Origin of the sequence: Mesorhizobium sp. LNHC252B00 (genome assembly GCF_000502955.1) — a bacterium.
Taxonomy (GTDB): Bacteria; Pseudomonadota; Alphaproteobacteria; order Rhizobiales; family Rhizobiaceae; genus Mesorhizobium.
The window spans coordinates 1-22,263 of record NZ_AYWO01000051.1 but is presented as its reverse complement, the minus strand read 5'-3'; the positions used below and the strand labels follow the sequence as shown (position 1 = coordinate 22,263).

Here is a 22,263-nt window from a genome sequence, read left to right as displayed (position 1 = left end):
CCCGGCGGCAAGGCCGCGTCCGCCGCAACCCGCTCCATCGCCGGCGAGACAGGCACCCGCTCCGCAGCCGGTGAATGCGGTGCCGCCGGCCCGCCCACGCCAAACAGCACCGGCACCTGCGCCGAGGCCGGCGGCGCAAAGCTACCAGCCGACCAATATCACGCCGCTGCCCGCCTACGGATCCGCGCCTGCCAATGTCGCCCGGAATGCACCACCGCCGCCACCTGCGCAGGACAGCATCGACGACACGCTGATGAGGGAACTCGAAGTATCGCTCGATCAGCCCCGTTCGGCCGGCCCGGCCGGCAAACCGGCGGCGAAGGAACCGCAGTCGCTCGATGATGAAATGACCAAGCTTCTCGGCGAACTCTCCAGCCAGAAGCGATGAGCGGCCGCTGAGCCATCCCGCGCGAAAATCGTACCCGGTTCGACTGCCGGACCCCTTTTCGGGGGCTTAAGAATCAGGGCCTGCGCTTCGACGGTTGTAGATTTCGACCGCTTTGAACGTGCCAACAAAAATGGCCGGAAAACCGGCCATTTCAAACTCAACGTCAATCATGGCGGCTGGTTGTGCGCCGCCGGCCTCGACCCTCAGTCGTCGCGGTAGACTTTTTCGCGGCGCTCATGCCGCTCCTGCGCTTCGATCGACAACGTCGCGATCGGACGCGCATCGAGCCGCTTCAGCGCGATCGGCTCGCCGGTCTCTTCGCAATAGCCATAAGTGCCTTCGTCGATGCGCTGCAAGGCCGAATCGATCTTTGCGATGAGCTTGCGCTGACGATCGCGGGCCCTGAGTTCGATGGCGCGGTCCGTTTCCGAAGAGGCGCGATCGGCTAGATCGGGGTGGTTAGCGTTTTCTTGTTGCAGGATTTCCAGTGTTTCGCGCGCTTCGCGCAATATGTCGTTTTTCCAGGTGACGAGCTTTGAGCGGAAGTAGGATTTCTGCCGCTCGTTCATGAACGGCTCGTCTTCGGAGGGTGTGTAATCGGCGGTAACGATGTCGTTCATTCGACTCACCCAAACTGCCCCAAATTTGGCGCCTATATATTCGCCGTCCGACGCCTGCACAAGCGCAATCGGCCGCTGTCTCACGCAATTGTTAATGCGCGCCGGCGCGCGCCTTTGCGGGGGCGTACGCTCGTTTTGACACCAAACTTCGCTGTGACACTTTGGATCCGGTAAAACATGCTGTCGCAATATCGCCTGTGCTTTTCGACCCAGGCCAACCACCTTTTGCTGCGCCGCAGCATGGTGATTCGCTGTAGTCGAGGAACACGGGCCATTGTGCGCAATGCCGTTCTCGTGGCTAATCCTGGGAGGCTTCGGCATTCGGAGGTTGGGTGAGCAGGCTGTATCTGTTGCGACATGCGAAGGCTGGCTGGGCACTGCCCGGCATGCGCGATTTCGATCGCCCGCTCGATGCATCGGGCCGCAGCGACGCCGAAACGATGGGCGCCGCCATGCGCTCCCGCTCCTATGTTCCGGACCTGACGCTGTGCTCCAATGCCAAACGCGCCAAGGAGACGCTGGAAGGCCTGGCCGGCCAGACCGACACCGGCCGGGTCCTGTTCTTCGACACGCTCTATAGCGCGGACGCCACCGGCTACCTCCATCTCATCCGCGACAATGGCGGATCGGGTTCGTTGCTGGTCATCGGCCACAATCCGATGACAGAGGATCTCGCCATGGCGGTTTCGGGCGACGGCGACGAGACGGCACGGGCAACGCTCAACCATGGGTTCCCGACCTCGGGCCTGGCGGTCGTCCGCTTTGACGGCGATCTTGCCAAGGCCGCCCAGGGCACCGGCTATCTCGAAGCGTTCCTGACTCCGGCCGATCTCTGAGCCATTTCAAAGCCTGTTTGCAGGGCCTATATCGGACACAAGCAAGCCCGAGAGATCACATTTTGGCATCATCGCTGACCACCTTCACCGACGAGGCGAGGATTGCCCTCGACACGCTGTCGGGACGCGCCACCGGGCTTTTTTCTCCATCGTTGCGCCTCGGCGTGACCGGATTGTCCCGCGCGGGCAAGACTGTGTTCATATCGGCCCTTGTCCACAATTTGATCCATGGCGGGCGCCTGCCGTTGTTTGCCGCGCAGAAATCAGGACGTATCGCTCGCGCCTTCCTCGAGCAGCAGCCGGACGACGCGGTGCCGCGCTTCCAGTACGAGGATCACATCGCCGCGCTGGTCAGCGACCGCGCCTGGCCCGATTCCACGCGCGCCATTTCGGAACTGCGGCTGACTATCGAATATGAATCGGCCTCAGGCTGGAGCCGTTTGTTCTCCTCCGGCAGACTGTCGATCGACATCGTCGACTATCCCGGCGAATGGTTGCTCGATCTGCCGCTGCTGGGCAAATCCTTCGCCGATTTTTCGCACGAAGCCTTCGAAATGGCCGTCCTGCCTGTGCGCGAGGACCTGTCGCGGGCCTGGCGGGCGCTGTCGGCGGAGATCGATCCGAATGCCGATGCCGACGAGATGGCGGCGCGCCGCCTGGCTGAGAGCTTCGCCGCTTATCTGAAAGCGTGCAAGCTCGACGAACGGGCGCTTTCGACCTTGCCGCCCGGCCGTTTCCTGATGCCCGGCGATCTCGAAGGCTCGCCGGCACTAACCTTCGCGCCCCTGGCAGGGATTGGCGACAAGCGTCCGCGACCCGGGTCGCTGCACGCCATGATGGACAGGCGTTACGAGGCCTACAAGACGCATGTCGTCAAACCGTTCTTCCGCGAACACATCACCCGCCTCGATCGCCAGATCGTGCTGATCGACGCCTTGCAGGCGCTGAACGCCGGTCCCGGCGCCATGGCCGACCTGGAGCGCGCGGTGACCGAGATTCTCAGCTGTTTCCGTCCCGGCCGGGGCAGCTTCCTCGCCGACCTGTTCTCGCGGCGCATCGACCGCATATTGGTTGCCGCGACGAAGGCCGATCACCTGCACCACGAAAGCCATGACCGCCTGCAGGCGATCGTGCGGCGGCTTGCCGACCGCGCGGTGGCGCGCGCGAATTTCACCGGCGCCGATGTCAATGTCGTCGCCATGGCAGCGATGCGCGCGACCCGCGAAGGCACCGTCAAGCAAGGTCGAGAGACGTTGCCGGTCATCATCGGCACGCCGATCGCCGACGAGAGGATCAATGGCGAAACCTTTGATGGAAAGACGGAAACAGCCATATTTCCTGGTGACTTACCGGAGAAAATTGATGCGGTGTTCGATGTTTCGGGCCCCGATCACAAGCAGGACCCTGCGGACCCGGCAATCCGCTTCGTCCGTTTCCGTCCACCAAAGCTCGAACGCACGGCCGAAGGTGTCACGCTGTCGCTGCCGCATATCAGGCTCGACCGTGCCTTGCAGTTCCTGATCGGAGATCATCTGGCATGACCGCGCCCCGCAAGCCGGCAGCATTCCGCATCGAGCCGGAAGCCACATCGAGGCAATCGGCCCCTGAGCCGCGCAACGCCCAGGCCGAAACTCGTGCCCAGACCGACACCCAGCGCAAACCCCGCGCGATGAAAACCGATGTCGCGATGATCATACCGGCGGAAGTCGACGTCTTCGACGAGCCCGACATCATCGCCGCAGAGCCGCCACCAGCGATCGCCCCCAGAAAACGCTCACTGCTCGGCAGCATCTTCTTCGGCGCTTTTGGCGTCCTGGTCTCGCTGGCCGTCGGCCTGTGGACCGACCAGCTCATACGCGACCTCTTCGCGCGCGCCGAATGGCTGGGTTGGCTGGCCGCGGGCATGGCTGCCATCGCCGTGCTGGCGCTTGTGGTGATCCTGATTCGCGAATTCCTGGCGATCGCCCGCCTCGCCGAGGTCGAAAAACTGCAGAAGCGGGCGCTCGATGCGATCGCGCGTGACGATCCCAAGGCAGCACGATCGGTCGTCGACGAATTGTCGGCCTTTGTCGCGGCCAAACCCGAGACTGCGGCCGGCCGGCGCGCGCTGGCCGAACTGCGCGGCGAAATCATCGACGGCGGCAATCTGGTGCGCCTGGCCGAAGCCGAGATTCTCGGCCCCCTCGATGCCAGGGCGAAGGTGATGATTCTCGAGGCCGCCAAACGCGTCTCGCTGGTGACGGCGGTCAGCCCGCGCGCACTCGTCGACGTCGCCTATGTCGTGTTCGAGGCCGGGCGGCTCATTCGCCGCCTGTCGGAACTCTATGGCGGACGGCCGGGAACGCTGGGTTTCTTCCGCCTGGCGCGCAGCGTGCTGGCGCATCTGGCGGTTACCGGCTCGATCGCGGTCGGCGACAGTTTCGTCCAGCAAATCGTCGGCCACGGCCTGGCGGCGCGCCTTTCGGCCAAGCTTGGCGAGGGCGTCGTCAACGGCATGATGACGGCGCGCATCGGCATCGCGGCGATGGAAACGGCGCGCCCCCTGCCCTTCAGCGCGGCGAAGCGTCCCGGACTGGGCGATTTCCTCTCCGCGCTGACATCGTTTGCCACCAGGAAAGGCGGTGAAACTGCCCCGCCTGGCAAGTGAGCCGGGCCGGAGCGTTTGGACCTTCGGAATTGTTACCGGACTGCTTTGTGGCGGCACCGTAGTGACGAAGCATTAACCAATCTTGTTCATGGTCAGACGGGTTCCAAACAGCCTCTTTGTTGCCGGGTGTCGTCGATGAAAAGTGTAATTCTGTCCAGCCTCCTGCCCCTGGCAACCGTGATCACTACAGTCGTCGGCATTGCCGGAGCGGCCGCCTCGGCAGAGCCGGACAAGCAATTCTTCCAGTCGGCCGAAGGCAAATGGATCGGTCCCGGCGAAATCGTCGCCGGCAAGTACAAGGGCACCAAATTCAACTGCAGCTTCACCGGCTCAACGCCCGACGGCAAGGTCGGCATGTCGCTCGACGGCGGCTGCCGTGTCGGCATGTTCACCCAGCAGATGTCGGCCAAGATCGAACGTAAAGGCCGCGAGGGCTACAAGGGCAGCTTCATGGGCGGCGCGAGCGGCTCCGGGCTCGACATAATCGGCGGCAACGTGGTCGATCCCCACAAGGTGGTCTTCACGATCAACCGCAATCAGTTGCGCGGCGTCATGCAGGCCCGCATCCCCAACGACAATTCGATGACGGTGACCATTGCGGTGCGCGTCGACGACCAACTGGTGCCGGTGATCGGCATGAGCCTGAAGCGCGTCGACGCCGTGGAAGTCGGCTCCATCGCGCCGAACTGATAAATCGTCGATCGCTGAAAGCAAAAGAGGCGGCGATCCCATGGTCACCGCCTCATTTTAACAGCTAGTTTAGGTCAGCTAGAGCAAGGTTCAGCCGCGAGGCTGTAGCAGCGCCAGCAGGGCCGTCGCCGCCGCAAGGACAGCGGTCAGAGTCAAGGGCGCCGTGGCACCATAGGTGTCCACGACATAACCACCGACAACCGCGCCGACCGTGATGGCAACCTGGAAAGAGACGACCATCAGGCTACCCGCCGCTTCCAGCGCATCAGGCGCCGCACGCGACAGATTGGTCGGCAGCACCACCGGCCCCATGCCGAAGGCGAGGCCCCAAAGTGTAACGAACCCGAAGGCAACGCCGATGTGCACGCCCCAAAGCACCAATGCCAGCGCCGCAAACGCCATCAACGCGGCGGTCACCACGAGAGCAATGCGGATATTGGCGTCGGCCATGCGGCCGCCGGCAATATTGCCAATCACGGCGGCGATGCCAAATCCGAGCAGAGCCAGGGCAATTGGCCCGGTTGCAAGGAGCGTCACCTGTTCGAGGAAGGGACGCACATAGACAGAGCCAGCAAAATGCCCTGTCATCAGCAAGACAATGGCAAGCATGCCGAGTTGAATACCACGCCGCCGTGTCAGCCGAAATACGTCTGCAAGACTGTTGCTTGCTGCTGAAGGCAAGGTCGGCAGGCTAAGCAACTGCAAAAGCATGGCAATCACGGCCAGCCCCGCCGTCATGGCCATGGCGCTGCGCCATCCCAGCCAGTCGCTGATCAACGCACCCATCGAGGGCGCGGCAATGGTGGCGAGCGAGACCCCGAGGGTGACGATAGCCATGCCTCGACCTGTCGCATTGGCGCCGACCAGCCTTGCAACGACAGCAACCGAAAGTGCCCAGAAAGCGCTGAGAGCAATCCCCAGTCCGGCCCTGCCTAGCAACAACAGCCAGAAATTGGGCGCCAACGCTGCAAGAATATTGGAACCGACCGCCAAGGCCATGAGGCCAACCAGCACCGTCTTGCGGTTCAATCGGCCGATGAGAACATTGCTCAACATGGCCGTCACGGCGCCGACGGAGGCGGTGGCGGTGACGACCTGTCCAGCCGTCCCCTCGCTGATGCCGAGATCACGCGCCATTGGCGTCAACAGACCTGCCGGCAGGAATTCGGCTGATACAAGGGCAAAGCTGGTGGCCGCCAATGAAAGGACCGCGAACCAGGTGGCCGCGCTCCACGCGACCGGCGCGTCGGCATCAAGGCCAATCGCGGCATCTTCAAGCTGTAATGTTGTGTCAGTCACTGAAGGATCTCCAAGGTTTAGAGATCTTCATAGACGAGTCCTTCCGGATGATATGTATCTCAAAATCCGAAATTCATGTCTATTCGTCCGGAAATTGTGCGACGCACAACGCCCGGCGAGACATTGGTGATGCGCTTGAACGCGCGAGCGAAGGATGCCTCGGAATCATAGCCCAAACGGGTAGCGACTTCGGCAACCGACAAGCCGTTTTGCTCCAGCAACTCGCGGGCAAGCTGCATACGCAGGCGAGCGAGGTAGCGTGCAGCACCCTCCCCCAATACAGCGCTGAAGCGCTCGGCGAAAATCGAGCGCGATTGGCCTGCCACGCCGGCGAGGCTTTCCAGCGTCCAGTTACGGCCGGGTTCTCGGTGCATTGCTGCCAGCGCGCGGCCAATATGGGGATCGCGGATGGCTGCGAGCCAACCCGTGGTCGAGGCTCCCGAGCAATTGACCCAGCAGCGGATGAGCCGGGCTGTCAGCAAGTCCGCCATACGCGACAAGATGGTGGCGCTGCCCATCTGCGGATGTGCGGCCTCCGCCGTCATGGCCGCCAGCAAAGGACCAACGACCGAGTCATTGCCAGCCACGTCGCAACCCTTGATGATAGGCGGCATCAACGAGATCAATGGGTTAAGCGCACAGGAGCCCAAGGTCATGGAGCCGCAGAAAAGGGTGCTCGTCGCGCCCGTTCCTTCCCGCACCACCTCGCAGACGTTGCCCCCCAACTCGATCACCTGGCAACCCTGGAGCGAGTCGCCTGCAACATCCGGCGCACTCGCCAACCGATGGGCGATGCCTTGCGGCAGCAGCACCAGATCGCCATTGCGCAACTCCTGCCAGCCTTGCGCTTCGGTATGAATCCAGCATGGACCATGGCCGACAAAATGGAAACGAAGCAGCTTTTGTTGCGGAAAGTCTATGCTCCATGGATGCCGGAGCTCGCAGCGGCCATAGTTGACACCACTCAAGCGAAAGTCTTGCAGAACTTCGCTAAGCGCGTCCATCGGGATGTGCGGCAACGACGGGCGGGACGAATAGTCAGGCATATGGCTGATATAGATGCCGAACGTCCGGCAGGCAAGCGGAGACCGCTGTTCCACCAAGGAAATCGCGTCAACGGCACCTACCCTTCCTGTCAAGCTTTGTGCCCTTGCCTCCCGCTCCCGGTGCATGCAAGGAGTGCTGTCAGACACAGGGAAAAGAGGCATGGCGGCGGAAGCATCGGGCAGCGAGCTTATTCAGGTGGTGGCGCTGCTTGCCGCGGGTGTCGTCGCGGTTCCGATCTTTAAACGCATGGGACTGGGCTCGATCCTCGGCTATCTCGCCGCCGGTGTGGTGATCGGTCCGTTCGGTCTCGGCGTCTTTTCCGAATCGGAAGCCATTCTTCACGTCGCCGAACTCGGCGTGGTGATGTTCCTGTTCATCATCGGATTGGAAATGCAGCCGTCGCGGCTGTGGGGCCTGCGCCGCGAGATTTTCGGCCTCGGCGCCCTGCAGGTCGGCGTCTGCGCGCTTCTGCTGACCGGCGTCGGCGTGGCGGGAGGATTTCCGATCGCGCAATCCTTCGTAGCCGGCGCCGGCTTCGTGCTGACCTCGACGGCGATCGTCATGCAGCTTCTCGAGGAGCGCGGCGAAATCGCCACGCCGAAAGGCCAGCGCATCGTATCGGTCCTGCTGCTCGAGGATTTGGCCATTGTGCCGCTGCTGGCACTGATCGCGTTCCTGGCGCCCGGTGGGGCCGACACCAGCCTGTCGGAGCGGCTGACGGAGGTCGGCATCGGCCTCGCCGCGATCGTCGGCCTGGTAGTGGCCGGCCGCTATCTGCTCAATCCATTCTTCCGCATCCTGGCGGAAGCCCGTGCCCGCGAGGTGATGACGGCGGCAGCACTTCTGGTCGTTCTCGGGTCCGCGCTCGCCATGCAGCTCAGCGGCCTGTCGATGGCGATGGGCGCCTTCCTGGCCGGCGTGCTGCTGTCCGAATCGACCTTCCGCCATCAGCTCGAAGCCGACATCGAACCGTTCCGCGGCATCCTGCTCGGCCTGTTCTTTCTCGCGGTCGGCATGTCACTCGACCTGCATGTGGTCGCCGCGAACTGGCGGCTGATCGCCATCTATGTCGTCGCCTACATGGTGATGAAGGCGTTCGGCATCTACATCGTCGCCCGCATCCTGAAGTCAGGTCATCGCGAAGCCTTGGAGCGCGCGGTCTTCATGGCGCAAGGCGGCGAATTCGCCTTTGTCCTTTACTCGTCCGCGGCGGCGGTCGGTATCATCGACGGCAACGCCAACGCGACGCTCACGGCGATCGTCATCATCTCCATGGTGCTGACACCGCTGGCGATCATCGCGCTGCGCTATCTGACGCCGCGCGACGAACAATCGCTCGACGGCGTCGATGTCGCCGATGGCCTGACCGGCAGCGTGCTGATCATCGGTTTCGGCCGCTTCGGGCAAATCGCCAGCCAGCCGCTGCTGCTGCGCGGCATCGACGTCTCGATCATCGACAATGAGGTCGAGATGATCCAGGCGGCGGCCGATTTCGGCTTCAAGGTCTACTATGGCGACGGCACCCGGCTGGACATCCTGCATGCCGCCGGCGCCGGTCGGGCGCGCGCCGTACTGATCTGCGTCGACAAGCCGGATGCCGCCGTCCGCATCGCGCAGCTGGTCAAGGCCGAGTTTCCTCTTCTGACGGTGCTGGCGCGGGCCTTCGACCGCGGCACCGCGCTACAGCTCATTCGCGCCGGCGTCGACTACCAGCTGCGTGAAACCTTCGAGTCGGCGCTGGTCTTTGGCGGCTCGGCGTTGGAATCGCTTGGTGTCGATCCCGAAGACGTCGCCGAAGTGATCGAGGACGTGCGGCGCCGCGACACCGCCCGTTTCGAGACGCAACTGGCTGAAGGCGTCCGCGCCGGACAGCGCTTCCTAAAAGGCAATATCGGCACGCCGATTCCGACGCCGCTCTCCACGCCGCGCCGCGCTGGCCAGGCGCTCAACGAAGAGACGGCTGGCGTGCTGCACAAACCCGAACCCGCCGACTGAGCAAGGAATTAGGCATGGAATTGGACAGCAGAGCCCTGTCGGTCACCAAGTTCTGGCGCGATGCCGGCGAGGACGCGTGGTTCGAGAAGAACGAGGCCTTCGATGCCGACTTCCGCGACCGCTTTCTCGATCTGCATTACGCAGCAGCGCGGCGTGAATGCGACGGCTGGCTGGAGCATGCCGAAGGCTCGCTGGCGCTGATGATCCTGCTCGACCAGTTTCCGCGGAACTGCTTTCGCGGCACCGGCCATATGTACGCGACCGACCCGCTCGCCAGGTATTTTGCCGCAAAGGCGATCGCGGCCGGTCATGATCTGGCGCTCGAAGTAGAAGTCCGCGTTTTCCTCTATCTGCCGTACGAGCATTCGGAACTGCTCGCCGACCAGCACATATCGGTCGATCTGACCCAGGCCCGGGCCGAACCCTATCTCAGCTATGCCGTCGAACACCGCGATATCATTCGGAACTTCGGCCGTTTTCCGCACCGAAACAGGATGCTTGGCCGCGAAACCACCCCGCGGGAGCAGTCGTTCCTGGACGGCGGCGGATTCTCGGGCTGAAAGTTCGGCTGCCACCTCGTTTGGATGTCAGGCCAACCACCAATCGCGGCCGGACGACAATCGCTCGATGCCAGAGGTGTCGACGGCGACCAGCCGGTCCGCGATGCTGCGACCGCTGACCACCAGGCTGGGCGCGATCTCCGCCAGCGGCGCCAGCACGAAGGCGCGCTCCAGCATGCGCGGATGTGGCACCTCCAGCCCGGTCTCGTGAATGACGCGTTCGCCGAAAACCAGAATGTCGATGTCGATCAGCCGCGGCCCCCAGCGCTCCTCGCGTACGCGCTTCAGCTTGCGCTCTGCATCAAGGCAGAGGTCGAGCAAGGCACGCGGAGCAAGCCCGGTGGAAATTGCCGCGGCCGCGTTGAGAAAGTCGGGTTGATCGAGCTTGCCCCAGGGCGGTGTGCGATAAAGCGAGGAGACGCCGGTGACACGCGTGTCTGCATCGGCATCCAGCATGCGCAATGCCGCGCCCATTGATTTTGCCGGGTCGCCAAGATTGCCGCCGAGGCTGAGATAGACAGTACTATTCGGGCCAGACAACGGTCACCTCGACGTAATCGATCACGCCGGGCACCGGAGCGTTCGGCTTGCGCACCGTGATTTCGGCTTTCTTGATCTGCGGAAAACGCGCCGTCAGCGCACGGGCCACTTCGAGCGCCAGCGACTCGATCAGAAAGCGACGCTGCCCGGTGATGATCCTTTCGATCACCGTGAACGCAATGCCGTAGTTGACGGTGTCCTCAATGGAATCCTCGACAAGCGCCCGGCCGGGATCGACGGTGAGAGCGGCATCGACATAGAAGCGCTGGCCGAGCCTCTCCTCCTCGTCCAGCACACCGTGCCGGGCAAAGAAAGCGCAGTTCTTCATGCGGATGACATACATCGCTCAGTTTCTCGCCCGGTCGGTTTGACGCGCCAGCATAGCATCTGCGAGCGCCAACGCGTCCACGTTGAATGCGACATCATGGACGCGAAACAGATCGGCGCCCTTGAGCCGCAAGATGACGCTGGTCGCCGCAGTTCCAACCCCCCTGTCGGCCGCATCACGGCCGGTAACCGTGCCGATGAAGCGTTTTCGAGACGTACCGGCCATCAGCGGCAAGCCCAATGTATGCAACTCGGAAAAGCGAGCCATCAGGTCGAGGTTTTCCTCCGCCGTCTCCTTGGCGAAGCCGAATCCCGGATCGAGCACGATATGATCGTCGGCAATACCGTTCTGGCGGGCGATCTTCAGCGATTTCTGCAGGAACGCCAATTGATCGGCAATCACGTCCGGCAGCTTCTGGCGATCTCGTCCGGTATGCATGATGACAAGCCCGGCGCCAGTATCGGCGGCAACACGCGCAATGTCGGGCTCACGCTGCAAACCCCAGACATCGTTAACGATATGCGCACCGGCGGCAACCGCAAGCCGCGCGGTGTCGGCGCGATAGGTGTCGACCGAAATCAGCACCTCGCCGGTGCTCGCCAGCGCTTCGATCACCGGCAGGATGCGGGCCTGTTCCTCGCTTGCCGATACCGCGGCGGCACCGGGGCGGGTCGATTCTCCGCCGATGTCGACGACCAATGCCCCTTCCCTGACGATGCGCCGTGCCTGGGTCAGCGCCTTTTCGGGGGCGTCGAACAGACCACCGTCGGAAAAGCTGTCGGGCGTGACGTTGAGGATGCCGACGACCACGGCCTTGCCGCCAAGCTCGAGATGGCGCCCATGCGCCAACTGCCACCGCCTGGCCGTCATCGCTCATCAACCATGGAGTTCATCAATCATGTGTGATCCCCAGCGGATCAATTCCGTTGCGCCGGCAACGGCCGTAAAGCAAGGTGATCGAAGAGGCAACATAATGAAACGATCCATGCTTGGCATGAAACAACTCCTGCTTGGCGCGCTGCTGCTCGCCATGACCCCGATCCCGGCGGGTGCGGCCAATCTCGTCAAGACGTACAGCTACTTCGCCGTTGGCGGCAGCACGCTCGACGAAATCGAGGTACAGCTCTTCAAACGCGGGCCGGAGGTGAAAAGCACGGGCACGCGCCACCCGGGCGCCACGCAAATGGCCTTCACCACCCGCATCAGCTATGCGCGGACATCGAGCTCCTGCCGGATCGCCGATGCCGTGGTGACCGTCAAGGTGAAGGTGATCCTTCCCGAATGGCGCCGGACACGCAAGGCCGATGCCGATGTAAGGCTGTTTTGGGACACCTTGTCGGCCGACATCAAGCGACATGAGGAGCGCCACGTCGAGATCGCGAAGAACTATGGCCGCGAACTCGAAGAGGCGCTGGAAGCCACCTACCCGCAAAGAAACTGCGACGCCGCCAAGGCCAAGGCAGCCGCAATCACGGCGGCCGTTCTGGCCAGGCATGACCGTGCCCAGGTCCAGTTCGACCGTGTCGAAAGCGTCAATTTCGAAAGCCGCATCCTCAGGCTGCTGCGCTACCGGATGGAGCGCTTCGGGAACGGCAAACTGCCGCCGACGTGAACCGTGCCGAGGCGTTGAATGGCGGCGCAGGCCAATTGCACTGAAGCGTAGTGCCAGCTTCGAAAACTTTTCGAGCACCGGTCGAAATCGGCCTATACGGGACGACATATGTCAATGCGGCTAACGCGGTCAACACGCCGGAAGGGCTGAATGGCGGCCAGTCGCAAGCATACGGATGAATGGACATGGACCAGACTGTCGACAGGCAGACGGTGGTGAAGACCGACTCGCCTCTCAGCGAAAGCGAAAAGAACGCCATCATCGGTGGCGTACTCCTGTCGATGCTTCTGGCAGCGCTTGACCAGACCATTGTCGCACCTGCAATGCCGACCATGGCGCGCCTGCTCGGCCATGCCGAATATCTGCCCTGGATCGTGACCGGTTACCTGTTGACCGCCACAGCGATGGCGCCGCTCTATGGCAAGATATCGGACGTTTATGGTCGCCGGCCAACGATTTACGCGGCAATCCTCATCTTCCTTGCCGGATCACTGGTTAGCGCTATGGCGCCTAACATGCTGGTCCTGATCGTCGGTCGCGCGATCCAGGGCGCCGGCGGCGGCGGCCTGTTTGCGCTGGCGCAGACCGTGATCGGTGACCTTGTGCCGCCGCGCGAGCGCGCGCGCTACTCGGCCTGGATCGCGGGGACCTGGGCGGTCGCCAGCATCGCAGGCCCGCTTTTGGGCGGCACCTTCGCCGAGCATCTCCACTGGTCGCTGATCTTCTGGATCAACATGCCGCTTGGTCTCATCGCCATGGCCATCATCAACAAGCCGCTGAGAAAGCTGCCGATCGCAGCAAAGCACCATCGCATCGATGGCCTCGGCGCATTGTTGCTCGTCGCGGCCACCGCCTTGCTGTTGCTGGCGTTGAACTGGGGTGGCAGCGAATATCCATGGCTGTCGCGTGAAATCTTCGGGCTGCTCGCCTGTTCGGCTGTCATCTGGAGCGCGTTTGCGTTGCGGCTGCTGCGTGCAGCCGAACCGCTGATCTCGCTCGAAGTGCTTGGCAACCCGATCGTCCTTGCCGGCACGTTGTCATTGTTCCTGCTGCAGGCCGCCAATATCGGGCTCGCGGTCTACCTGCCGGTCTATTTGCAGTCCATCCTCGGGCTTTCGGCCAGTGAATCGGGAACCGCCATGCTTGGGCTCATGCTCGGCACCGTTGCGGGTGCGACATTCAGCGGCCGCACGATTCCCCGGTTCGTTCATTACAAGCGGATCGCGATGATGGGGGTGGCCTTCGCCATCCTGTGCCTCGGCATACTCAGCCTTGTGGCGGGGCATGTTTCCCTGCTGATCGTCGAGGTTCTGACGACGTGCATCGGCTTGGGCAGCGGCACGACATTTCCGGTTGCCACCGTGTCGGTTCAGAATGCCGTCGATCGGGCCCATCTCGGCGTCGCCACCGGCGTACTGACCTTCCTTCGCTCTTTAGGCAGCGCGCTTGGCGTCGCCATCCTTGGTGCGGTCGCGCTCGGCTACGGCCTGCCGCTTGCCGGAGAAAGCGCCCAGGCGGCCAGCACGGCCGTCGAGGCACAGGCATTCGTGATGATCTTCATCACCGCGGCAGCGATGCTGGTCATGGCGCTCGTCGCGCTGATGCTGATGCCGGAGAAGACGCTGCGCGGCCATCCCGAGGCTCCGGTGCTGGCCGACTGACAAAAGACGTGAAGCGCGTCGGCTGCATTTGAATCAAAGCGACGCGTTCAGGAAGCTTCCACCACGCCAAGCTTCTTCTGCAGGCTGGTCGACGAGGTCGTGTACTGGAACACGATACGCTCGCCGGGGCTGATGATGCGCTTGGCGGCCTGCGCCATCAGCGCCACCTCGTGGAAGCCCGACAGGATCAGCTTCAGCTTGCCCGGATACCAGTTGATGTCGCCGACCGCGAAGATGCCGGGCACCGATGTCTGGAACTTCTCAGTATCCACCGGAATGAGGTTCTCGTGAAGATTGAGGCCCCACTCCGCGATAGGTCCGAGCTTCATGGTCAGGCCGAAGAACGGCAGCATGCGCGTGCACGGCACCTCGACATCGCCGTCCGGCCCCTTGATGGTGGCCGATGACAGCTGGCCCTCAGTGCCGGTCAATCCGGTCACTTGCCCGACCTGGAAATGCAACTGCTTCATCTCCTGCATGGCATACATCTTGTTGACGCTGTCGGGCGCGGCACGGAACTCAGGCCGCCGGTGCACCAGCGTCACGCTCTTTGCCACCGGCTGCAGGTTCAGTGTCCAGTCGAGCGCCGAGTCGCCGCCACCGACAATGACGAGGTCGTGGCCGCGAAAATCCTCCATCCGGCGCACCGAATAGAAGACACTCTTGCCTTCATAGGGCTCGATCCCTGGGATCGGCGGACGCTTGGGTTGAAAGGAGCCGCCGCCCGCGGCAATCACCACCACCTTGGCCTCGAACACCTCGTTCTCGTCGGTGATGACGCGAAAGCTGCCGTCCTCCAGCTTTTCGAGGCTGGAAACCATGCGGTTGTAGGTGAAGTCAGGCTTGAACGGCGCGATCTGCTCGAGCAGTTTGTCGACCAGCCCTTGCGCCGAGATCGAAGGCCAGCCGGGAATGTCGTAGATCGGCTTTTCCGGATAGAGTTCCGCGCATTGGCCGCCCGGCCGGTCGAGAATGTCGATCAGGTGGCACTTCATGTCGAACAGGCCGAGTTCGAACACGGCGAAGAGGCCGATGGGCCCTGCCCCGACAATGAGGACGTCTGTGGTGATGGTGCCGGTCATGCGATGTGCCCCGCTGCGTGTTGTCGAGACACTGCATGAGCAAGCCGCCGCTGCCAAGCAGCGGCCGGCAAAAAACCAAAGTCTCAGCCCTGGCGGGCGGGCACGCGGACAACCAGGCCGTCAAGCGCGTCGCGCACCTTGATCTGGCAGGACAGGCGTGAGTTCGGCTGGACGTCGTAGGCGAAGTCCAGCATGTCCTCTTCCATCGCTTCCGGCTCGCCGACCTCAGCCGTCCATGCTTCATCGACATAGACGTGACAGGTTGCACAGGCGCAGGCGCCGCCGCATTCCGCCTCGATCCCGGGCACAGCGTTGCGGATCGCGTTCTCCATGACCGTCGAGCCGTTTTCGGCGTCCACGTCGAACTGCGTGCCGTCATGGGCGATGAAAGTCAGCTTGGTCATTTGTCACCTGAAGGGAGTTGCAGCCGAGATAATCACTCCGGCGAGCAAGTCAACTGCCGCGCGAAAGCGCCGCCCCGCGACGTTTTTCCGCAAACCGGGTTTGGCGTCGGATTCAGCGACTGATGGCGGCGATGAAATCGCGCACTTCGTCGATCAGGGTGCCGAGCTGCTTGAGCGTCTGGTTGTCTTCCGGCCGGCGCTCGATCTCGGTGACGCAATCTGCGATGGCAAAGGCACCCACGCCCCGTGCCGAGCCCTTGAGCCCATGGGCGAGCAGAAGCCGGTCCTTGATGTCGGCGTCGACTATTCTGTCGCGCACCGACAGTGCCTGTTGTACAAAGAGCGCCAGCACCTCCTGTTCGAGGCTGCGGTCGCCCATCGTCTGTCGGGCAAGGTGTGCCAAATCGACCGGTCGTGACCGCCTCGATCCGGATACGTCACCCCCGGGCATTGAGAAGGCAATGCCGCTTTCGCCACGCATGAACTCGAACTCCGTTTCTTCGATTGCCCCAAAAACCTAGGCGATTCCAGTGGACAACGGGTTAATGGATGGCCGCGAAAAATGTTGCGAAAACGGCGCCCAAATCACGGTTGCGTTAACCTTATATTTAAAGTTTTACGTATTCCGCGGAATGCATGTTTTCTTTACCCCCCTGTGTCATTACGATACGAGGGGTCCATTTTCAGCCTCCTGCGCGTGGTACGACAAACAGAATTATAAGGCCCGCGGCAGCTAGTACAGGGTAGCGAAGGCATGGCAAAGAAACCAACGACGACGAGAACTCTCGACAGCGACGTGGCCAGGGAACTGGAGAAGGCGCTTGATATCGACCTCAGCAATGATGTCGGCAGCGGCGACCTCGACATCGCGGCTTCGATGGAGGATCTGGAAGCGCAGATTTCCCAGGCCGCCGACGAGTTGGCACGTGAGGGACGCAATCAGAAACCTGAGTCCGTCGTCAATCAGAGCCAGGCCCAGAGCCAGGCCGCGAAACCCGCGCCCAAGGCCAAGCCTGCCGAGTTGCGCCCCGTGGAAACACGCAATGGTGCCCAGCCCGGGGGTTTCTCGCCGGCCAATGACGATCGCCAGAAGGACTACAAAACGCTCCTGCACAGCCTCAACAGGCGTGCCTCGAACACCATTTACTGGGTTGTCGCCTTCGTTTCGCTCGCCTGGTTCGCCGGCGCCGGCGGCTTGGCCAATGTCCTTTTCGGACCGAGCATCTGGACGATCCGCACGCTCGACCAGTTCCTTGCCCGTCCGGAGCTGATCGGTCTGGCGGTTGCGGCGATCGTGCCCGTCATCCTGTTTTGGGCCTTCGCGGCCATGATTCGCCGCGCCCAGGAAATGCGCATGGCCGCCCAGTCGATGACCGAAGTGGCCTTCCGCCTGACGGAGCCGGAAAACCTTGCCCAGGATCGCGTCATGATGATCGGCCAGGCTGTTCGCCGCGAGGTCGCGGCCATGGGCGAAGGCATCGAACGCACGCTTGCCCGCGCCGTCGAACTGGAAACGCTGGTGCACAGCGAAGTCAACCAGATCGAACGCTCCTATTCCGAGAATGAATCCCGCATCCGTTCGCTGGTCGACGGGCTCGGCAGCGAACGCGAAGCCGTCGTCACCCATGCCGAGCGCGTCCGCGCCTCGATCAGCGGCGCGCATGAGACGCTGAAGGACGAGATCGGCGCCGCCTCCGACATCATCCGCGACAGCATCCTCAATGCGTCGACCAAATTGTCGATGACCATCACCAATTCTGGCGACACGCTCATCGACCGCATCAACGAAAGCTCGATGTCGATCTTCGATTCTGTGGAAGGCCGGCTCGATTCGATCACCGACCGCCTGTCGACCTCCGGCGAGGCTTTCGCCAGCCTTCTCGACACCCGCATTGCCAAGCTGACGGACACCACGGACGGCCTGACGCGGTCGTTGACCGATCTGCTCGACGATCGCACCACCGGCATGGTGTCGCTGCTTGGCGGCGCCGCGCGCACCCTCAATTCTGAATTCGAGGCTAGCCTCAACGGCATCGAACGCACGCTCGCCGAACGCGGCCAGGCGCTGATCAGCGAGTTCCAGACCCGCGCCGAGGCACTGGATACCGGAACGCAGAAGCTCAATGCGGCCCTCGAGGCCCGCGCCCGTCAGATCAACGAGACACTGGTCGAGCGCGCCCGCGAAATCGCCCACACCTTTGCCGAGAGCAAGGACACGCTGTCGGCGATGATCGATCAAGGCAAGACCCAGATCGGCGCCGATATGGCCGACATCGTCACCTCGACCTCCTCCATGCTCGAAGCCCGCGCCAGCGACTTCGCCGGGCGCATGGAAGCCGCCCGTCACGTCGTTTCGCGTTCGTTCGACAGCGACATCCAGCGCCTCGCCGACGCCCGCGTCGGCATCGAGGAAGCCGTCGAGAACCACAGCAGAAAGCTGTCCGAAAGCCGCGAGCGCATGGCCGAGGCAATGCAGGCCGATCTGGCGAAGTTCGACGAAAGCCGCGCCGGCATCGATGCGGCGGTGACGAACCAGGTGCAGAAGCTGGCCGAAGGCCGCAGCCTGATCTCGCGTGCGCTCGAAGAGGATCTGCGCAAGGTCAATGAATCGCGGGCGGCTATCGACGCGTCGCTCGGCAGCCATCTCGAAAGGCTGGAAGAAGGCCGCAACAGGCTCTCCGCTGCCCTGAATGAAGACTCAGGGAAATTGGTGCAAGCCCGTACGATCATTGATGAAATGGTTGCCGGTCATGTCGGAAAACTCGCCGAAGGCCGCAACATCCTGTCGCGCGCCCTGGAAGCCGACCTCGGCAAACTGTCCGACAGCCGCGCCGATATCGACGGTCTGGTCGCCGGTCAGGTGGAAAAGATCGCCGAAGGCCGCGCCGTGCTCGCCAAGGCGTTGGAGAACGACATCGTCGGCATCAAGAGCCTCATCGAAACCCATTCCGCCAAACTGGAGGAAGACCGCACGCAGCTTTCCCATTCGCTGGAGAGTGATCTGTCCGGCATACGCGGCCTGATCGAAGGCCATTCGGGACGGCTGGCCGAAGACCGCAGCCTGCTGTCGCAGACCCTCGAAGCCGACCTTGCCAAGCTGGCGGAGAGCCGCTCCAGCATCGATGGGCTGGTCGCCGGCCAGGTCGAGAAGCTGGCCGAAGGCCGCGACATTCTCAAACGCGCGCTGGAATCCGATCTGAACACGATCAAGGGCGTCATATCGAGCCAGTCGGAAAAGCTGGCCGAGGATCGCGGCCAGCTTTCGCGGGTGCTGGAAACAGACCTGCAGAATGTGAACAGCGTCATCGCCGACCACATGAACAGGCTGGTGCAGGATCGTTCGACCCTGTCCAAGGCCCTTGAGGACGACCTCGCCAAGCTGGCGGAGAGCCGCTCCAACATCGACGGGCTGGTCGCCGGCCAGGTCGAGAAGCTTGCCGAAGGCCGCGACATCCTGCGGCGCGCCCTGGAAGCCGACCTTAACGCGATCAAGGGCACCATTGCCGACCAGTCGCAGAAACTGGTCGACGACCGGGCACAGTTCGCCCAGGCCCTCGAGGCTGATCTCGAAAGCGTCAACGGCTTGGTCAACAGCCATTCCGAACGGCTCGCCCAGGATCGCTCGACCCTGTCGAAGTCGCTCGAGGCTGATCTGGACAGGGTCAACGGCCTGGTCAACAGTCATTCCGAACGGCTCGCCCAGGATCGTTCGACCCTGTCGAGGTCGCTTGAGGCCGATCTCGAGAACGTCGGTGGCCTCGTCAACAGCCACGCGGAAAGGCTTGTCCAGGAGCGGTCGACCCTGTCGAAGGCGCTTGAAGACGACCTCGCCAAGCTCGACGAGAGCCGCTCCAGCATCGATGGCCTGGTCGCCGGCCAGGTCGAGAAACTCGCGGAGGGCCGCGATATTCTCAAGCGCGCGCTGGAAGCCGATCTGGCCAAGCTGGCCGAAAGCCGCTCCAGCATCGACGGTTTGGTCGCTGGTCAGGTGGAAAAGCTGGCCGAGGGCCGCGACATCCTCAAACGAGCCCTCGAAGCGGACCTGCAGAGGCTGGCCGAAAGCCGCAGCGACATTGATGAGGTAATCGCCGGGCATGTCGGCAAGCTTTCTGAAGGCCGCAACATGCTGACGCGCGCGCTGGAAGACGATCTTGGCAAGCTCGCCGAGACCCGCAAGGACGTCGATCGCTCGCTGTCGGGCCACATTGACCAGATCGCCGCGAGGAGCACCGATATCTCAGCGGCAATCGCCGGCGACGTCGAGAAGATAGAGCAGGCGTTCAACCGTCAGACGGGTATCATCGAAGAACGCGCGGGCACCATGGAGCGTGCCCTCTCGACAGGCGTCGACAATATCCGCGGCGTACTTGAGAAGAGCGCCGTATTTGTCGCCGGCGCCCTGCGTGAGAAGGTGCTGGAAGTCACCAGCACGTTGCATGAGCAGGCCGGTGCCGCGTTCAGTGACGCCGACCGCAAGATCGCCGAGCGCGCCGAGCAGACCTCCGCCGCCCTGCTGGCACGGGCCGAAGACATCGCCCGCACCTTCGAGGACGCCGACCGTCGCCTGCACGCCCGCGCTGAAGATACGTCGAACGCCTTGCTCGCCCGCGCCGACGACACGTCCAGCTCGCTGCTGGCACGCGCCCATGAAACCGCCGACCAGCTGGCTGCTCGTGCAAGCCAGATCGCCGGCGCCTTCGACGTGGCGGACCAGAAGCTCGCCGCCCGCGTCCAGGAAACCGCCGACCAACTGACCGCCCGGGCCCAGGACACCGCAGACCATCTGGCCGCCCGTGCAAGCGAGATCGCCGGCACGTTCGATGCAGCCGACCAAAAGCTGGTCGCCCGTGCCATCGAAACGGCCCAGTCGCTGGCCGCGCGCGCCGGCGACATCTTGCGCAATTTCGAAGGCGCCGACCAGCAGCTCGGCATGCGCATCGGCGAGTCGGCCGAAGCGCTTGCCGCCCGTGCATCGGACCTAGGCCGCATCTTCGATGCCGCCGACCAGCAATTGGTCTCGCGCATCGCCGAAGGGTCGGAAGCATTGTCGAGCCGTGCCTCGGAAATCGGCCGCATCTTCGACGACGCGGATCAGCGCCTGGTGTCGCGCATCGCCAACAGCACCGCCACGATCGGCGAGCACGCCGAGACCATCGTCGGTGCCTTTGCCGATACCGAGCAACGGGTCGCCGAACGCGCAAGGCGGACCGGCCAGGAAATGGCCGTGCATGCGCGTGAAATCGAGCAGGCGCTGGCCGGTGCCGACGAGCGGCTTGCGTCGAGCGCTGCGGCTACGGCCGCCCGTGTCGAAGAGCAGGTCTCTGGCGTCGAGAACCGTCTCGCCCACACGGCCGAGACGATGGGCCAGAAGCTCAACGAGCAGGTGTCGAATGCCGAGGCGCAACTCGTCTCGCGCGCCAATGTCATCGCGGAAACGTTCACCGCGGTTGGCCAGCATATCGGCCAGAGCACCAACGATGCCGCCAAGACGATCGGCGCCAACACCCGCGAACTCAACACCATGCTCGCGGCACGTTCGGCCGAAATGTCGAAGATCCTCGACGAAACGGCACGGCCTTTGGTCGAGCGCTTCGCGCAAGGCGGCTCGGAACTGCAAAAGAGCATGGAAGCGGTCACCGAACGCGCCACCGAGAAGCTGCGCAGCGAGAATGCCGCACTTGTCGACGCACTCGCCAGCCGTACCGCCGAGACCTTGTCGGCGGTCGAGGGTGCCCGCTCGTCGCTGTCCGACAGCGTCGCCGATCTCATCGGCCGCATGACCAAGTCAAGCTCGCAGCTCGGTCAGTTGATCGAGCAGGCCGCGGTCAATCTTGGCCAGGTCGATGAACGCCTCAGCGGCAGCACGCAAAGTTTCGCCGCCACCACCGAGAAGGCCGCGCAGACCTTTGCCAGCTCAGCGCGTCTGGTCGATTCGAACACGACAAGGCTGACGGAACTGTCGTCGTCCACCTTGCGCGAGGTCGCGTCGATCGCCACCAAGTTCGACGAACATAGCCGCCTGCTCTCCAGTGCTTCGGACCTGTTGAGCTCGGCCCAGAGCAATTTGGAACACACGCTCGAACGGCAGTCGTCGCTCGAAGACCTCGCCGTCGGCCTGGTCAAGAAGTCGGAAGATCTCGAAAGGGTTATGCGCTCGTTCGAAAATCTCGTCGGCCAGACGCTGCAGAACGCCGAAGGCAAGACGATGGAGTCGGCCGACAAGATCCGCAACGCGATCACCGACGTCGTCGATTCGGCCACCAAGCGCTTCGCCGATGCGACCGAGGAGATGCGGCGAACCGCGGGCTCGATCAAGAGCGAACTCGACTTGACCCGCGCCGAGCTCAAGAAGGGCGTTATCGAAATGCCGGAGGAGGCCAAGGAATCGACCTCGGCCATCCGCCGCGCCGTTTCCGAGCAGATCAATGCGCTGAAAGAGCTGTCCGAGATCGTAGCGAAATCTGCCCGCAATGGTGAGGGATCCGAGCCACGCAATCTGCGCCCGGCGCCGCAAGCGCCCGCCGCACGCGCCGCCGAGCCGCCGCGTCGCGCAC

General features: G+C 63.2%; 18 protein-coding genes and 1 pseudogene. 10 read left to right on the top strand and 9 right to left on the bottom strand.

Going from position 1 to position 22,263, the window contains the following annotated elements; genetic code table 11:
• A pseudogene (locus X744_RS140840) lies at nucleotides 1-388 on the top strand (hypothetical protein); the annotation flags it as partial.
• Between the two features lie 203 nt (nucleotides 389-591).
• On the opposite strand, the gene dksA reads toward X744_RS140840, so the two are convergent.
• Entirely contained in the window at nucleotides 592-1,008 is a 417-nt protein-coding gene (dksA, locus tag X744_RS140845; RefSeq protein ID WP_023762932.1) for an RNA polymerase-binding protein DksA, read from the bottom strand.
• A gap of 332 nt (nucleotides 1,009-1,340) precedes the next feature.
• Between dksA and X744_RS140850 the strand changes: the two genes are divergently transcribed.
• From X744_RS140850 to X744_RS140865, 4 genes are all read left to right on the top strand, one after another.
• Nucleotides 1,341-1,844, top strand: coding sequence for a histidine phosphatase family protein (locus X744_RS140850; RefSeq protein ID WP_023762931.1), 504 nt, complete (start codon nucleotides 1,341-1,343; stop codon nucleotides 1,842-1,844).
• Nucleotides 1,845-1,906: 62 nt separating this feature from the next.
• Entirely contained in the window at nucleotides 1,907-3,385 is a 1,479-nt protein-coding gene (locus tag X744_RS140855) for a YcjX family protein (protein WP_023762930.1), read from the top strand.
• On the top strand, nucleotides 3,382-4,491 hold the full coding sequence (locus X744_RS140860) for a YcjF family protein (RefSeq protein WP_023762929.1): 1,110 nt from the start codon (nucleotides 3,382-3,384) through the stop codon (nucleotides 4,489-4,491). The genes X744_RS140855 and X744_RS140860 overlap by 4 nt, the downstream gene beginning before the upstream one ends.
• Nucleotides 4,492-4,626: 135 nt before the next feature.
• Entirely contained in the window at nucleotides 4,627-5,181 is a 555-nt protein-coding gene (locus tag X744_RS140865) for a hypothetical protein (protein WP_023762928.1), read from the top strand.
• A 90-nt stretch (nucleotides 5,182-5,271) separates the two neighbouring features.
• On the opposite strand, the gene X744_RS140870 is transcribed toward X744_RS140865, so the two are convergent.
• Entirely contained in the window at nucleotides 5,272-6,480 is a 1,209-nt protein-coding gene (locus X744_RS140870; RefSeq protein WP_023762927.1) for an MFS transporter, read from the bottom strand.
• A gap of 59 nt (nucleotides 6,481-6,539) precedes the next feature.
• Entirely contained in the window at nucleotides 6,540-7,526 is a 987-nt protein-coding gene (locus X744_RS140875; RefSeq protein WP_031261382.1) for an AraC family transcriptional regulator, read from the bottom strand.
• Between the two features lie 160 nt (nucleotides 7,527-7,686).
• Here X744_RS140875 and X744_RS140880 point away from each other — a divergent pair, with 160 nt between their 5' ends.
• Together X744_RS140880 and X744_RS140885 are read left to right on the top strand one after the other, a co-directional pair.
• A complete protein-coding gene (locus tag X744_RS140880) occupies nucleotides 7,687-9,522 on the top strand; it encodes a monovalent cation:proton antiporter-2 (CPA2) family protein (protein WP_023762925.1) in 1,836 nt (611 codons plus the stop codon).
• A 14-nt stretch (nucleotides 9,523-9,536) separates the two neighbouring features.
• Nucleotides 9,537-10,082, top strand: coding sequence for a DUF924 family protein (locus X744_RS140885; protein ID WP_023762924.1), 546 nt, complete (start codon nucleotides 9,537-9,539; stop codon nucleotides 10,080-10,082).
• Nucleotides 10,083-10,109: 27 nt separating this feature from the next.
• Here the strand turns inward: X744_RS140885 and folK are convergent, their stop codons facing one another.
• Genes folK through folP form a run of 3 tightly spaced genes read right to left on the bottom strand, consistent with a single transcriptional unit; the run spans nucleotide 10,110 to nucleotide 11,820 of the window.
• Nucleotides 10,110-10,622 (bottom strand): 2-amino-4-hydroxy-6-hydroxymethyldihydropteridine diphosphokinase, encoded by a 513-nt coding sequence (gene folK, locus X744_RS140890; protein ID WP_031261380.1) that lies wholly within the window; start codon nucleotides 10,620-10,622, stop codon nucleotides 10,110-10,112.
• Nucleotides 10,606-10,965 (bottom strand): dihydroneopterin aldolase, encoded by a 360-nt coding sequence (folB, locus tag X744_RS140895; protein ID WP_023762922.1) that lies wholly within the window; start codon nucleotides 10,963-10,965, stop codon nucleotides 10,606-10,608. Before folB ends, folK begins: the two co-directional genes overlap by 17 nt.
• 3 nt (nucleotides 10,966-10,968) lie before the next feature.
• The gene (gene folP, locus X744_RS140900) at nucleotides 10,969-11,820 is read right to left on the bottom strand and encodes a dihydropteroate synthase (RefSeq protein WP_023762921.1); all 852 of its coding nucleotides are present in this window, start codon (nucleotides 11,818-11,820) and stop codon (nucleotides 10,969-10,971) included.
• A 103-nt stretch (nucleotides 11,821-11,923) separates the two neighbouring features.
• On the opposite strand from folP, the gene X744_RS140905 reads away from it, so the two are divergent.
• Nucleotides 11,924-12,562 (top strand): DUF922 domain-containing protein, encoded by a 639-nt coding sequence (locus X744_RS140905; protein ID WP_084025766.1) that lies wholly within the window; start codon nucleotides 11,924-11,926, stop codon nucleotides 12,560-12,562.
• A 185-nt stretch (nucleotides 12,563-12,747) separates the two neighbouring features.
• Nucleotides 12,748-14,223 (top strand): MDR family MFS transporter, encoded by a 1,476-nt coding sequence (locus X744_RS140910; protein ID WP_031261377.1) that lies wholly within the window; start codon nucleotides 12,748-12,750, stop codon nucleotides 14,221-14,223.
• A 47-nt stretch (nucleotides 14,224-14,270) separates the two neighbouring features.
• On the opposite strand, the gene X744_RS140915 is transcribed toward X744_RS140910, so the two are convergent.
• The 3 genes from X744_RS140915 to X744_RS0138840 all read right to left on the bottom strand — a co-directional run bounded on the left by X744_RS140915 (nucleotide 14,271) and on the right by X744_RS0138840 (nucleotide 16,190).
• A complete protein-coding gene (locus X744_RS140915; RefSeq protein WP_023762918.1) occupies nucleotides 14,271-15,305 on the bottom strand; it encodes an NAD(P)/FAD-dependent oxidoreductase in 1,035 nt (344 codons plus the stop codon).
• An 83-nt stretch (nucleotides 15,306-15,388) separates the two neighbouring features.
• On the bottom strand, nucleotides 15,389-15,709 hold the full coding sequence (locus tag X744_RS140920) for a 2Fe-2S iron-sulfur cluster-binding protein (protein ID WP_023762917.1): 321 nt from the start codon (nucleotides 15,707-15,709) through the stop codon (nucleotides 15,389-15,391).
• A 112-nt stretch (nucleotides 15,710-15,821) separates the two neighbouring features.
• Nucleotides 15,822-16,190: an Hpt domain-containing protein gene (locus X744_RS0138840; RefSeq protein WP_031261376.1), complete on the bottom strand. Its 369-nt coding sequence runs from the start codon at nucleotides 16,188-16,190 to the stop codon at nucleotides 15,822-15,824.
• 273 nt (nucleotides 16,191-16,463) lie between these two features.
• On the opposite strand from X744_RS0138840, the gene X744_RS140925 reads away from it, so the two are divergent.
• The coding region (locus X744_RS140925) for a kinesin (protein ID WP_023762915.1) at nucleotides 16,464-22,263 on the top strand (5,800 nt) is incomplete at its 3' end.

What these genes read in the sequence shown, in the direction of transcription:
- dksA (WP_023762932.1), bottom strand. Translation starts at nt 1,008, where the DNA reads ATGAACGACATCGTTACCGCCGATTACACACCCTCCGAAGACGAGCCG.
- X744_RS140860 (WP_023762929.1), top strand. Translation starts at nt 3,382, where the DNA reads ATGACCGCGCCCCGCAAGCCGGCAGCATTCCGCATCGAGCCGGAAGCC.
- X744_RS140865 (WP_023762928.1), top strand. Translation starts at nt 4,627, where the DNA reads ATGAAAAGTGTAATTCTGTCCAGCCTCCTGCCCCTGGCAACCGTGATC.
- X744_RS140875 (WP_031261382.1), bottom strand. Translation starts at nt 7,526, where the DNA reads ATGCCTGACTATTCGTCCCGCCCGTCGTTGCCGCACATCCCGATGGAC.
- X744_RS140880 (WP_023762925.1), top strand. Translation starts at nt 7,687, where the DNA reads ATGGCGGCGGAAGCATCGGGCAGCGAGCTTATTCAGGTGGTGGCGCTG.
- X744_RS140885 (WP_023762924.1), top strand. Translation starts at nt 9,537, where the DNA reads ATGGAATTGGACAGCAGAGCCCTGTCGGTCACCAAGTTCTGGCGCGAT.
- folB (WP_023762922.1), bottom strand. Translation starts at nt 10,965, where the DNA reads ATGTATGTCATCCGCATGAAGAACTGCGCTTTCTTTGCCCGGCACGGT.
- folP (WP_023762921.1), bottom strand. Translation starts at nt 11,820, where the DNA reads ATGACGGCCAGGCGGTGGCAGTTGGCGCATGGGCGCCATCTCGAGCTT.
- X744_RS140905 (WP_084025766.1), top strand. Translation starts at nt 11,924, where the DNA reads ATGAAACGATCCATGCTTGGCATGAAACAACTCCTGCTTGGCGCGCTG.
- X744_RS140910 (WP_031261377.1), top strand. Translation starts at nt 12,748, where the DNA reads ATGGACCAGACTGTCGACAGGCAGACGGTGGTGAAGACCGACTCGCCT.
- X744_RS140915 (WP_023762918.1), bottom strand. Translation starts at nt 15,305, where the DNA reads ATGACCGGCACCATCACCACAGACGTCCTCATTGTCGGGGCAGGGCCC.
- X744_RS140920 (WP_023762917.1), bottom strand. Translation starts at nt 15,709, where the DNA reads ATGACCAAGCTGACTTTCATCGCCCATGACGGCACGCAGTTCGACGTG.
- X744_RS0138840 (WP_031261376.1), bottom strand. Translation starts at nt 16,190, where the DNA reads ATGCGTGGCGAAAGCGGCATTGCCTTCTCAATGCCCGGGGGTGACGTA.